This is a genomic window from Streptantibioticus silvisoli (assembly GCF_027947535.2).
Lineage (GTDB): Bacteria > Actinomycetota > Actinomycetes > Streptomycetales > Streptomycetaceae > Streptantibioticus_C > Streptantibioticus_C silvisoli.
In genome coordinates this window covers 90,718-103,609 of sequence record NZ_JAAGKO020000017.1, presented here as the reverse complement: position 1 = coordinate 103,609, position 12,892 = coordinate 90,718, and the positions used below count along the sequence as shown (strand labels likewise).

The 12,892-nt window shown below is 74.7% G+C and carries 7 protein-coding genes; 4 read left to right on the top strand and 3 right to left on the bottom strand.

Features of this window, described 5'->3' with window-relative positions; translation table 11 throughout:
- Nucleotides 1–116: 116 nt before the first annotated feature.
- The 3 genes from rhaI to POF43_RS13930 all read left to right on the top strand — a co-directional run bounded on the left by rhaI (nt 117) and on the right by POF43_RS13930 (nt 5,746).
- Nucleotides 117–1,283, top strand: coding sequence for an L-rhamnose isomerase (gene rhaI / locus POF43_RS13940; protein WP_271316084.1), 1,167 nt, complete (start codon nt 117–119; stop codon nt 1,281–1,283).
- A 464-nt stretch (nt 1,284–1,747) separates the two neighbouring features.
- On the top strand, nt 1,748–3,793 hold the full coding sequence (locus tag POF43_RS13935; RefSeq protein WP_271324599.1) for a bifunctional aldolase/short-chain dehydrogenase: 2,046 nt from the start codon (nt 1,748–1,750) through the stop codon (nt 3,791–3,793).
- A 459-nt stretch (nt 3,794–4,252) separates the two neighbouring features.
- Nucleotides 4,253–5,746 (top strand): rhamnulokinase, encoded by a 1,494-nt coding sequence (locus tag POF43_RS13930; RefSeq protein ID WP_271324476.1) that lies wholly within the window; start codon nt 4,253–4,255, stop codon nt 5,744–5,746.
- 149 nt (nt 5,747–5,895) lie between these two features.
- Here POF43_RS13930 and POF43_RS13925 read toward each other — a convergent pair whose 3' ends face one another.
- Entirely contained in the window at nt 5,896–8,541 is a 2,646-nt protein-coding gene (locus tag POF43_RS13925) for an alpha-L-rhamnosidase-related protein (RefSeq protein WP_271324477.1), read from the bottom strand.
- 937 nt (nt 8,542–9,478) lie between these two features.
- The gene (locus POF43_RS13920; protein ID WP_271315327.1) at nt 9,479–10,321 is read right to left on the bottom strand and encodes a helix-turn-helix transcriptional regulator; all 843 of its coding nucleotides are present in this window, start codon (nt 10,319–10,321) and stop codon (nt 9,479–9,481) included.
- A gap of 355 nt (nt 10,322–10,676) precedes the next feature.
- Between POF43_RS13920 and POF43_RS13915 the strand changes: the two genes are divergently transcribed.
- Nucleotides 10,677–11,699, top strand: a complete 1,023-nt coding sequence (locus tag POF43_RS13915; RefSeq protein ID WP_271324478.1) for an aldo/keto reductase — start codon at nt 10,677–10,679, stop codon at nt 11,697–11,699.
- 54 nt (nt 11,700–11,753) lie between these two features.
- Here the strand turns inward: POF43_RS13915 and POF43_RS13910 are convergent, their stop codons facing one another.
- Nucleotides 11,754–12,767, bottom strand: coding sequence for a LacI family DNA-binding transcriptional regulator (locus tag POF43_RS13910; protein WP_271315325.1), 1,014 nt, complete (start codon nt 12,765–12,767; stop codon nt 11,754–11,756).
- Between the last annotated feature and the right edge of the window lie 125 nt (nt 12,768–12,892).

The window sequence follows — 12,892 nt, the reverse complement described above, 5'->3', positions numbered from 1 at the left end:
GCCCTCTTGACGGACCCTTGGGCCTTGGTTACGGTCCCGAGGAACCATGAAACGATTCACTCACTGGCCGGCGCTCCGCAGGACCCGCCCGCCGGGCCGCGGACTCAGAGGTGGACATGGCTGACCTTGCTGCCGTGAAGGCGGCGCTGACGTCGCAGGTGATCGAGACGCCGTCGTGGGGGTACGGCAACTCCGGCACCCGCTTCAAGGTGTTCTCGCAGGCCGGGGTACCCCGGGACCCGTACGAGAAGCTGGACGACGCGGCCCAGGTGCACGCGGCGACCGGAGTGGCGCCGAAGGTCGCGCTGCACATCCCGTGGGACCGGGTCGACGACTACGCCGCGCTGGCGCGGTACGCCCGGGACCGCGGTCTGGTGCTGGGCGCGATCAACGCGAACGTCTTCCAGGACGACGACTTCAAGCTGGGCTCGGTCACCCACCCCGACCCCGGGGTGCGCCGCAAGGCGGTCGGCCACCTGCTGGAATGCGTCGACATCATGGACGCCACCGGCTCGCGGGACCTGAAGCTGTGGTTCTCCGACGGCACCAACTACCCGGGCCAGGACGACATCACCGCCCGGCAGGACCGGCTGGCGGAGGCGCTCGGGGAGGTCTACGCCCGGCTCGGCGACGACCAGCGCATCCTGCTGGAGTACAAGCTGTTCGAGCCGGCCTTCTACACCACCGACGTGCCGGACTGGGGGACGTCGTACGCGCACTGCCTGCGCCTGGGCCCCCGGGCCCAGGTGGTGGTCGACACCGGCCACCACGCGCCGGGCACCAACATCGAGTTCATCGTGGCGTTCCTGCTGCGCGAGGGGAAGCTCGGCGGTTTCGACTTCAACTCCCGCTTCTACGCCGACGACGACCTGATGGTGGGCGCCGCCGACCCCTTCCAGCTGTTCCGCATCCTGCACGAGGTCGCCAAGAACGGTGGCTTCGACCCGGCGACCGGGGTGGCGTTCATGCTGGACCAGTGCCACAACATCGAGGCGAAGATCCCGGCGGTCATCCGCTCGGTGATGAACGTCCAGGAGGCCACCGCCAAGGCGCTGCTGGTCGACCTCGACGCACTGCGCGCGGCGCAGCGTGACGGGGACGTGCTCACCGCCAACGCGGTCCTGATGGACGCCTACAACACCGACGTGCGCCCGCTGCTGGCCGAACTGCGCGGGGAACTCGGCCTGCCCGCCGACCCGGTGGCCGGCTACCGGGCCTCCGGCTGGCAGGAGCGGATCGTCGCCGAGCGGGTGGGCGGCTCCCAGGCCGGCTGGGGCGCCTGACCCGGCACGCGGCGGCCCGCGGCGCTTGCAGCCGTTCACCGCACGCACCGGCCCGCGGCGCTTGCAGCCGTTCACCGCACGCGGCGGCCGGCGGGGGCACGGGATTCCGGTGCCTTCGCCGGGCCGGCCGTCCGGTGCCGGGTGGGTGCCGTCGGCGGCGGTGCCGATGGGTTCGGCCGGTGCCGGTCCCGGTGCCGATGGGTTCCGCCGGTGGCACCGGTGCCGGTGCCGTCCGGTGCCACCGGTGCCGGTGCCGTCCGGCGGTGCCGACCGGTCCCGCCGACCGGTGCCGGGCGCACCGGCGCCGCGGTGTTCCGCCGTAGCCCGGCCTCCTCGACCGTTTTCGCCGGGGTCCTGGCCGATCCCGACCGGCCCTGGCTGATCCCGAACGATCCCGACCGCCCCCGACCGGTTCCGTCCGTTTCCGCCCGACTTCCGCTTCCGAGCGACCAGAAGGACTCGCCATGGCCTCCGCCACCCCGCCCGACGTCACCGCGCTGCTGGAGCGCGCGCACCGGCTCGGCTCCGATCCGCGCAACACCAACTACGCGGGCGGCAACGCGTCCGCCAAGGCCGTCGCCGCCGACCCGGTCACCGGGGGCACCACGGAGCTGATGTGGGTCAAGGGCTCCGGCGGTGACCTGGGCACCCTGACCGAGGCGGGGCTCGCGGTGCTGCGGCTGGACCGGGTGCGGGCGCTGCGCGCGGTCTACCCGGGCGTCGAGCGTGAGGACGAGATGGTCGCCGCCTTCGACTTCTGCCTGCACGGCCGGGGCGGCGCGGCGCCGTCGATCGACACCGCGATGCACGCGCTGGTCGACGCGGCGCACGTCGACCACCTGCACCCCGACTCCGGCATCGCGCTGGCCTGCGCGGCCGACGGCGAGGCGCTGACCAAGGAGTGCTTCGGCGAGCGGGTGGTGTGGGTGCCGTGGCGCCGCCCGGGGTTCCAGCTCGGCCTGGACATCGCCGCGGTCAAGGAGGAGAACCCTCGGGCGATCGGCGTCGTCCTCGGCGGGCACGGCATCACCGCCTGGGGCGCGACCAGCCAGGAGTGCGAACGCAACGCGCTCGACATGATCCGTACCGCGGAGGAGTTCCTGGCCCGGCGCGGCCGGCCGCAGCCGTTCGGGCCGCCGCTGGAGGGCTACGGGCCGCTGCCGCGCGAGGAGCGCCTGGAGCGGGCGGCGGCGCTGGCGCCGGTGATCCGCGGGCTGGCCTCGCAGGACCTGCGGCAGATCGGCCACTTCACCGACGCGCCGGCGGTGCTGGACTTCCTGGCCGCCGCCCAGCACCCCCGGCTGGCCGCGCTCGGCACCTCCTGCCCCGACCACTTCCTGCGTACCAAGGTCCGCCCGCTGGTGCTGGACCTGCCGCCGGCCACGCCGCTGGAGCGCGTGGTGGAACGGCTGCGGGAGCTGCACGCCGCCTACCGCGAGGAGTACGCGGCCTACTACGCCCGGCACGCGGACGACGCCACGCCCGCCATGCGCGGCGCCGACCCGGCGATCGTGCTGGTGCCCGGGGTCGGGATGTTCTCGTTCGGCAAGGACAAGCAGACCGCGCGGGTCGCGGGCGAGTTCTACCTCAACGCGATCAACGTGATGCGCGGCGCCGAGTCCGTCTCGACCTACGCGCCGATCGAGGAGCGGGAGAAGTTCCGCATCGAGTACTGGGCGCTGGAGGAGGCCAAGCTGCGGCGGATGCCGAAGCCGAAGCCGCTGGCCACCCGGGTGGCGCTGGTGACCGGTGCCGGCTCGGGCATCGGGCGGGCCATCGCGCACCGGCTGGCCGCCGAGGGCGCGGTCGTGGTGGTCGCCGACCTCGACGCGGACAGCGCGCAGCGGGTCGCCGCCGAGCTGGGCGGTCCGGACACCGCGGTCGCGGTGACCGCCGACGTCACCTCCGAGGAGCAGATCGAGGCGGCGTTGAAGGCCGCGGCGCTGGCCTTCGGCGGGGTGGACCTGGTGGTCAACAACGCCGGCATCTCCATCTCCAAGCCGCTGCTGGAGACCACGGCCCGCGACTGGGACCTCCAGCACGCCATCATGGCCCGCGGCTCCTTCCTGGTCTCCCGCGAGGCGGCCCGCATGATGGGCGCGCAGGGCCTGGGCGGCGACATCGTCTACATCACGTCCAAGAACGGCGTCTTCGCCGGGCCCAACAACATCGCCTACGGCGCCACCAAGGCCGACCAGGCGCACCAGGTGCGGCTGCTGGCGGCCGAGTTGGGCCCCCAGGGGATCAGGGTCAACGGCGTCAACCCCGACGGTGTGGTGCGCGGCTCGGGGATCTTCGCCGGCGGCTGGGGCGCGCAGCGCGCGGCGGTCTACGGCGTGCAGGAGGAGAAGCTGGGCGAGTTCTACGCGCAGCGGACCCTGCTCAAGCGCGAGGTGCTCCCGGAGCACGTGGCGGCGGCGGTCTTCGCACTGACCGGCGGCGACCTCAGCCACACCACCGGACTGCACATCCCGGTCGACGCGGGCGTGGCCGCGGCGTTCCTGCGCTGACGATCCCGGGCCGGCGCGGGAACGCGGGGGCGGGTGCCGGTGCCGGGTCCTCTCCGGTGCCGGGTCCTCTCCGGTGCCGGGTGGCCTCCGGTGACGGGTGGCCTCCGGTGCCGGTCGCCTTCGGCCGCCTTCGGCTTCGGCCGTCGTCGGCCGTCGTCGGCCGTCCCCGGCTTCGACCGCACGCCGGTGCGGCTGGTCGGGCCACGTCCCGCCGCACCGGTTTCCGCCCCTCCGGCCGGGGCCACCCCGCACCGGTTTCCGTCCTCACCCGGGGTCCGCCTCGCACCGGCGTCCGCCCCTCCGGCCGGGGGCACCCCGCAACCGGCGCCCCTTCCTCCGTCCGAACTCCACCCCCGCACCGGTCCCCTCCCTCCGGGGCCCGCCCCACTCCCCCGGGGTCCGCCCCCTCCGTCCCGCCGCCGGACCCGTTCCGCGGCGCAACCGCCGAGGTGTCCCGTCGTGACGTCGTCCGCCCGCTCCTCCGTCTCCCCCGCCGGGTCCGCGTTCGCGGCGGCGGACCTCGGCGCCACCAGTGGCCGCGTCGTGCTGGGCCGGGTGGGCGCCGGCACGCTGGACCTCGTCGAGGCGCACCGGTTCGCCAACACCCCGGTGCGGCTGCCCGGCGGTCTGCACTGGGACATCCTCGCCCTGCACCAGGGCGTGCTGGACGGCCTGCGCGAGGTGGCCCGGCTGGGCGGCGCGGACTCGGTGGGGATCGACAGCTGGGCGGTGGACCACGGGCTGCTGGACGCGGACGGCGAACTGCTCGGCAACCCCCGGCACTACCGCGATCAACGCTTCGAGGGCGCGGTCGGCGCGGTCCTGGACGTGGTCCCGGCGGCGGAGCTGTACCGGGTCACCGGGCTCCAGCACCTGCCGTTCAACACCGTCTTCCAGCTGGCCGCCGCCCGCGGAACGGCCCAACTGGCCGCCGCGCGCCGGATGTTGCTCATCCCCGACCTGCTCGTGCACTGGCTGACCGGTTCGGTCGGCGCCGAGGCGACGAACGCCTCGACCACCGGGCTGTTCGACGCCGCCGCGGGCACCTGGTCCGGGGAGCTGCTGGAACGCCTCGGCGTCGCGCGCGACCTGCTGCCCCCGCTGCGCTTCCCCGGCGACCCGGCCGGCACGCTGCTGCCCGACGTCGCCGCGTACACCGGCCTGCCGCCGGCGACCCCGGTGGTGACCGTGGCGTCGCACGACACCGCCTCCGCGGTCGCGGCGGTGCCCGCGACCGGGCCCGGCTTCGGCTACATCTCCTGCGGCACCTGGTCGCTGGCCGGGCTGGAGCTGGACGCCCCGGTGCTGACCGAGCAGTCGCGGGCCGCGAACTTCACCAACGAGCGCGGCGTCGACGGCACGATCCGCTACCTGCGCAACACCATGGGGCTGTGGCTGCTGTCGGAGTCGCAGCGGACCTGGGCCGCGGCGGGGCGGCCGGTGGAGCTGGGGACACTGCTGCGCGAGGCGGCCGCGGCACGCCCGTTCGCCGCCCTGATCGATCCGGACGCCCCCGAGTTCCTGCCGCCCGGTGACATCCCGGCCCGGATCGCGGACTTCTGCGTGCGCACCGGCCAACGGCCCCCGGCGGACCGGGGGGCGCTGGTGCGCTGCGTGCTGGAGAGCCTGGCGCTGGCCCACCGCGCCACGCTGCGCCGGGCGGCGGAGCTGGCCGGCCGCGACCTCGACCGCGTGCACCTCGTCGGGGGCGGCAGCCGCAACGAGCTGCTGTGCCGGCTGACCGCCGACGCGACCGGCCTGCCGGTGATCGCCGGCCCCACCGAGGCGACCGCGCTGGGCAACATCCTGGTCCAGGCGCGGGCGCACGGCCTGGTCCGCGACCTGCCCGCGATGCGCTCGCTGGTCGCCGCCACCCAGCCGCTGCGGCGGTACGAGCCGGGCGGCGACCGGAGCGCCTGGCGGTCGGCCGCCGCCCGGGTCGGCCTGGCCTGAGCCCGGCCGCCCGGGACTCCACCGCCCGCCCGCCGAACGCACCAGTTCCCCCGCCGAACGCCTACGGCGGGGGAACCGGGCGGCCTCACGACCGCGTTGCGCGCGACGACGACATCGGCGGTGGCGAGCCCGTACGGGCGCCGTCCGCCCTACCGGTGTCCGGCCGGGTGCACGGTGACCGTGTGGCGGCCGGGGCCGAGGTCCGGCAGCAGCAGGCGGCCGTCGTCGAGGCGGGCACCGCGGACGGCGGCCCGGGTTCCGTCCCAGGCGGTCCGGCCGTCGAGGCGGACGGTGAACCGCTGCCCGGCCGCCGGGACCGGCACCGCGACCGTGCCGGTCGTACCGTGCGGGGCGTCGACGTCCAGCGTGAACGCGCCCGAGCCGGGGTTGTCCCAGCTGACCGTCAACGGACCGTGCGGCGTGGGCAGTCGGCCCTGCGCCCAGGCGACCGTGCCGGGGTGGGGAGTGACCTGCCAGGTGGTGAAGCCGGGCGCCGTCGGCTCGGCTCCGAGCAGGTCGCGGGTCAGCGCCGGCAGCACGCCGGTCGACCAGCCGTGCGCCATGCTGGTGTATGCCTGCTCGTAGGGCGTGCCGTCGGGGCCGATGCCCTCCCAGTTCGTGGTCCCGGGGTCGTGGGCGTCCATCCATCCGTAGGTCCGCTTGATCTGGTCGACGGCCGAATCGGCCTGGCCGCTGCGGAACCTGGCGACCAGTTCGGGGTAGGAGGTGAAGGCGTAGACCCGTTTCGAGGCGTCGGCGAAGATCGTGTCGTTGTCCATGAAGGCGTTGCCGTAGGGCAGCTTGGTGGTGGCGTCCAGGTGGGCCAGCGCCGAGGCGGCGCGGGTCGGGTCGGCCACTCCGGCGGTGATGGCGATGGAGTTGCCGTCCTGGGCGTGCCGCACGTCGCCGGTGGCGCTGTCGAGGTAGGCGCCGGCCGAGGCGTCCCACAGGTGGGCGTTGATCGCGTCCGCCACGCTCCGGGCGCGGGCCGTCCAGCGGTCGGCGTCGGCGGTGTGGCCGAGCCAACCGGCCAGCGCCGCCGCGTCGTTGAGCGCCTGGACGTAGTTGGCGTTGTAGTAGGTGATCTGTCCCGAGCGCGGCAGGAAGGCGTAGTCGCCGTACCCGGACGTGCCGTTGAGGCCCTTGTTGAGCAGGCCGTCGCCGTCGGTGACACTGGGATACCAGGAGTCGAGCAGCTTGCCGAGCGCCGGGTAGTAGCGGGTGGCGTAGTCGTGGTCCCCGGTGTGCAGCAGGTAGTCCCAGCTGCACGTCACCCACCACAGCGGATAGTCGAACAGCGGCAGGGTGTAGCCGTTGATGGAGGCCGGCGGGATCCAGCCGTCGTCGCGCTGGTGGTCGGCGAGGTCGGCCAGCACGTCGCGGGCGGCGGCCGAGGCGTCGGGGTGGGTGAGGTAGAGCGTGCGGGCCGAGACGGCCAGGTCGCCGACGTAGGGGTCGCGGTCGCGCTTGGCGCCGTCGTGCAGGACGAGCTTGCCGTCCAGCGTGGGCGAGTCCGCGCCGCGCGGGTCGACGTCGTCGGTGCGGAAGGTGTCGGTGACCAGCTCGTTGGTGTAGGCGGCGCCGTACCAGTACCGGTTGAGGTCGTCGTCGCTGGACAGGAACCAGCCGGCGAAGGTGTCGGGCGTGCCGAGGTAGCCGGTGAAGTCCAGCGACACGGTGTCGACGGCGACCTTGCCCCAGGCCCGTGCGGCGGGGGCGTCGGCGGCGAGGGCGTCCAGGGTGATCCGCAGGTAGCGGAAGCCGTGCAGCCCGTCGGCGTAGACCTGGTTCCCGCCGCTCCGGTAGCCGCGCCGGTCGTCGGTCCAGGTGGCCCCGGCGGACGGCACGGCGAACTGGTCGGTGCCCTGCCCCTGGCCGCCCGACTGGTCCGAACGGGTGAAGTCGGAGCGGTCGGTGAGGTACTCCAGCGTCTCGGAGAACGCCAGCCGCACCCCGGGGTTGCCGCTGGAGGCCCAGGCGAAGCGCACGGTGGGGAATCCGACGACCACCTGGCCGAAGTCCACCAGCACGCCGGGCGCCGCGACCGGGTCGACGACGCCGGGGTAGACCTCGTTGACGCGGGTGAACTCCCCCGCGGACGTCTGCTGGTCGCCGGTGACCGTGATGCGCACCCGGGTGGTGGAGACCGGCGAGGCGAACGGCACCGGCCGCTGCACGTCGCTGTTGCCGGTGACGGTGGCCGCCGTCCGCCACGCCGTGCCGTCCCAGGTGTCGACGGTGAAGTCGGTCGGCACGCCGTCGGAGCCGGACAGCAGCGTGACGCCGGGCAGGCTGACGGCCTGCGGGGCCGTGATGGTCAGGGTGTCGGGGTAGACGCCGATCGTGTCGTCGTTCCAGAACGTGCCGGGGTCGCCGTCGATGGCGTTCGACGCGTCGTAGGTACGCGGCGTGCCGTCGTCACCGCTGTTCGGCGCGTGCGTGGAGGAGGCCGCGGCGGTGGTGCCCTGCGGCCAGGCGGGCGGCGCGACCGGGGCCGGCCGGGTGAGCACGGTGACGCCGCCGCCGGGCTTCAGCAGCGCGTCGGCGTCGGTCACGTCGCCGGTGGAGCTGACGACCCGCACCGGGCGCACCGTGCGCCCGGCGGGGGCCCGCACGTAGGAGCGCCAGTCCTTGCCGTCCCGCCGGCCGGCCGCGAGCGGCGGCAGCTCGGCGGCGGAGGCGGGCCGCGCCGCGACCGTCCCCAGACCGGTGACGGCCAGGGCCGCGCCGCCGATCCCGGCCTTGAGCACGGCGCGGCGCTCGGGCCCGGTGCCCGCGTTCTCGCTGACCGACATGCGCGGCCTCCTTCTCGACTGGCCTACCGGCCTGGGTGTTTGAAACGATTCATTCCATGAAGGCGAGGTGACGCTATCCGAGCCGTTCCCACCCTGTACAGGGGCGCGCACCGGGAAATCCGGCCGTGCGGCGCCCTGCTGAGCGCCCGCGCGGCGCCTGCCATCGGGACCGGACCGACCGCTGCCCGCAGGGCAACGGCGTCGCGAACCGGTCGACGCGGCACTGACGCGTTGTCAGCGGACGCTGTACGGCTGGCGGTTGACGTGGGCGGCCATCGCGTGCGTGAGCGGTGGACGGGCGCGGTGGCCGGCCGGGGTGCGTCGTGCCGGTCGGCGGGCCGGGTCGGGGGCGGCTTCCGGTGCGGTAAGGCGCGGCGCGGCGAGCGTCGCGGGGGTCGCTTCGGTGCGGGGCGCGGCCGTCGGTTCGGGCGAAATCCCGGCAGCGGGTGCCGTCGGGGCGTTCGGCGGCGCGGCGAGGGGCCGGGTCGGCCGGCGGCGTTCCAGCGGCCGGCGCGACCCGTAGGACACGCCCCGAGGTCGTCGGGGACACCGGCGGCGAGGCGCCGGAAACGGGGGGCCGGGGCGCCGGGCCGCCGGGGGGCGTTCGCCGGCGGAAAGGTGAGGTCGCGCGTGGTCCGTCGGTCCAACAGCCTGGTCGGCGTCTGGGCGGAGGCCCGGCGCCGCGAACAGCGCCAGCGTGAGGCGGAGCACCGCGAGCAGGTGCGGAAGCGGCAGGAGGCCGAGCGGGCGCGGCGGACCGCCGAACGCGAGGCGGCCCGGTCCGACCGGCGGCGGAACACGGCGTACAAGCGGCAGCGGGGGGCCGCGACTGAGCCTGCCGGGCGCCACGCCGCGCGTCACGGCGCCCGGCACCGACGCGGAGGACCGGGCCCGAGCGGTGTCGCCGCTCCGGGCGCCGCGGACCGGGCCGAACGCTTCAGCCGCGGGTCAGGTCCTGGAGGCCGACCACCCGCAGCAGCTCCAGCCGTTCGTAGGATCTACTTCCCGGGCGGGCGGTGTAGACGACCAGCCGCTGGTCGTGCTCCGGGTTCAGCAGCACCTCGCAGTCCAGTTCCAGCAGACCGACGACCGGGTGCAGGAAGCGTTTGGTGTCGGCGCGGCGCACGGCCACGTGGTGGGCGTCCCACAACGCCGCGAACTCCGCGCTGCGGGCCCGGAGCCGGCGTACCAGGTCGGCCAGCCGCACGTCGTCCGGGCGGCCGGCGAACGTGGCGCGCAGATCCGCCACCGCCAGACGGGCGGCCCGGTCACGGTCCTCGGCCGGGAAGAGCTCCCGCACGGCGGGATTCGTGAAGTAGCGCCAGACGATGTTGCGCTCCGCCTCGGGGCGGGCGGACACGTCGCCGTGCAGCGCCTTGGCCATCGCGTTGCGCGCGAGGATGTCGCCGCGGTCGCTCACCACCTGGGCGGGGGTGTCGGTCAGCCGGTCGAGGACGAGCAGCAGGCCGGGGCGGACGTGCTCGGTGATCAGCCGGTCGCGCGGGGGCTCCTCGCCGGCCAGGTGGAACAGGTGGTCCCGTTCGTCGCCGGTCAGCCGCAGCGCGCGGGCGACGGCGGCCAGCATCTGGCGCGACGGGCGCGAGCCCCTGGCCTGTTCCAGCCGGGTGTAGTGGTCGGTGGACATGCCCGCCAGCTGCGCCACCTCTTCACGCCGCAGTCCCGGGGTGCGGCGCCGCGCGCCCTGCGACAACCCCACGTCGGCAGGGGTGAGCCGGGCACGGCAGCGGCGCAGGAAATCGGCCAGTTCGGTTCTGTCCACGCCTCCACCATGCACCGGGACGCCGGGCACATCCAGGGACAGCCCGTCCCCGGACAAGGACGGCTCTCCCGCCGCCGCCCGCACCGCCGCACGCTGGAAACCGGCCCGGCGAACCGGCGGCGCCCGCGCGGGTACGGCGGGCTCCGCGGGTACGGATGGGCTCCGCAGGTACGACGGGCTGCCGCTGGCGCGGAGGGGCCGGACAGCACGGGGCGCGCGGCGCGGAGTGGTCGACCGGCACGGAGGCGTTGTCGCGCATCCCGCGCGGCCTTCCGCACGCCAGCTCCATCCGTGTCCGCGGATGCGCCGGTATTACCGGCTAGCCATACTTTTCACAGGGAACGGGAGATTCCACATGCAGTACCGCACGCTCGGCCGGACCGGCATCAAGGTCAGCCCCTACGCGCTCGGCGCCTTGATGTTCGCCACGTCCGTCGGCAATCCGGACCCCGGTGACTCGGCCCGCATCATTCACAAAGCGCTGGACGCGGGCATCAACCTCATCGACACCGCCGACGCCTACGGCGACTCCGAAGAGGTCGTCGGCAAGGCGCTCAAGGGGCGCCGGGACAACGTCGTCCTCGCCACCAAGGTGAGCCGTCCGATGGGCGACGACCCCAACCAGCAGGGCACCTCGCGGCGCTGGATCGTGACCGCGGTGGAGAATTCGCTGCGCCGCCTTCGGACCGACCACATCGACCTCTACCAGGTCCACCGCCCGGACCCCGCCACGGACGTGGAGGAAACGCTCTCCGCGTTCTCCGACCTGATCCGCAGCGGGAAGGTCCGTGCGATCGGCACGTCCTCGATGCCGGCGTCCGACATCGTCGAAGCCCAGTGGGTCGCCGAGCGGCGCGGACTGGCCCGGTTCCACACCGAGCAGCCGCCGTACTCGCTGCTCAACCGCGGCGCCGAACGCGAGGTGCTGCCGGTCGTCCAGCGCCACGGGATGGGCACGCTGGTGTGGGGCCCGCTGGGGCAGGGGCTGCTCACCGGGCGCGTCCGCAAGGGCCGGCGGAACGAACTCCGCCGCGCCGGCTTCTTCAAGCACCTCAACGACGAGCGCCGCCTCGACACCGTCGAGCGGTTCATCGCGCTCGCCGAGGAGGCGGGCCTGCCGCTGACCCACCTCGCCATGGCGTTCGCGATCACCCATCCCGGCGTGACCAGCGCGATCGCCGGACCGCGCACGATGAGCCACCTCGACGACCTGCTCGCCGGCATCGACGTGGCACTCACCGACGACCTCCTCGACCGGATCGACGCCATCGTCCCGCCGGGCACCGACGTCGGCACGCTCGACCAGGCCTACGTACCGCCCGCCCTCCAGCAGCCGAGCCTCCGCCGCCGCCCCGCCGGCGAACGCACCGCCGCCTGACCCGCCCCCGCCACCGCCACGCCAACCCCGGAGACCGGAGGATCAGGCGCTGCCTCAGGGGGCGGAGGCCCGCACCACCAGGTGGGTCGGAAGGAGCAGGGGGGTGGGCTGTTCGCCGGCCATCAGTGCGATGAGCATCTTGGCCATCTCCTGGCCCAGGGCCTGGACGGGCTGGTGGACGGTCGTGAGCGCGGGCTCCGTGGTCAGGGCGACCGGCAGGTCGTCGAACCCCGCGACGGCCACGTCGCCGGGCACCGACCTGCCGGCCGCCTTGAGCGTGCGTACGGCGCCGGCGGCCATGTTGTCCGACTGGGCGAACACCGCGTCCAGGTCGCCGAACCGTTCGAGCAGCCGCCGCATCGCCTCCGCGCCGCCCGCCTCGGTGAAGTCGGCGGCCTCGGTGCGCGAGCTGTCCAGCCCCGCGACGGCCATGGCCTCCCGGTGGCCCCGGTGGCGTTCCACCCCGGCCCGGGTGTCCTGGCGCCCGGTGATCGCCGCGATCCTGCGGCGGCCGGACGCGATCAGGTGCTCGGTCGCGAGCCTGGCGCCGCCGCGGTTGTCCGCGTCGACGTACCAGGACGGTTCGCCGTGCAGCGGGCGCCCGCCGAGCACCACCGGCAGATCGAGGCGCTGGGCGAGGTGGTGGAGCGGGTCCTCACCGTGCAGCGCGAGGAGCATGATGCCGTCGGCCCGCCGCGAGCGCAGCACCCGTTCCAGCCGCTCACGGCCGCGCTCGGAGTCCGCCAGCAGCAACATCAGCACCAGGTCGGTCTTCTCCAGCGCCGCGTTGATCCCGACGATGACACGGGCGAAGAAGGGGTCCGCGAACAGGCCGGGCTCGTCGTGCGAGACGGCGAGCAGCACGGTGCCGGCCTGGGAGGTGGCCAGCGCCCTGGCCGTGGGGTTGGGCACGTAACCCAGCTCCCGCACCGCCTTGTCCACCGCCTCGCGGGCGGCGCGGCTCACGTCGCGGGTGTTGTTGATCGCCCGGGAGGCCACCGAACGTGAGACCCCGGCCCGCAGCGCGACCTCGTCGAGCGTCGGACGCCGTCCGGTCCGTGCCTCCATCGGCTGTCCGGTCCCTTCTCCCGCTGCCACCGTCGAACCCGCCCGTCCCGGTCGAACCCGCCTGCGCCCGCCACCGTCGGCTCCTCCGCCACGGCGATCACGGTGCTGCCGGCCTCGGCGGGCGC

What these genes read in the sequence shown, in the direction of transcription:
- rhaI (WP_271316084.1), top strand. Translation starts at nt 117, where the DNA reads ATGGCTGACCTTGCTGCCGTGAAGGCGGCGCTGACGTCGCAGGTGATC.
- POF43_RS13925 (WP_271324477.1), bottom strand. Translation starts at nt 8,541, where the DNA reads ATGTCGGTCAGCGAGAACGCGGGCACCGGGCCCGAGCGCCGCGCCGTG.
- POF43_RS13910 (WP_271315325.1), bottom strand. Translation starts at nt 12,767, where the DNA reads ATGGAGGCACGGACCGGACGGCGTCCGACGCTCGACGAGGTCGCGCTG.
- POF43_RS13935 (WP_271324599.1), top strand. Translation starts at nt 1,748, where the DNA reads ATGGCCTCCGCCACCCCGCCCGACGTCACCGCGCTGCTGGAGCGCGCG.
- POF43_RS13915 (WP_271324478.1), top strand. Translation starts at nt 10,677, where the DNA reads ATGCAGTACCGCACGCTCGGCCGGACCGGCATCAAGGTCAGCCCCTAC.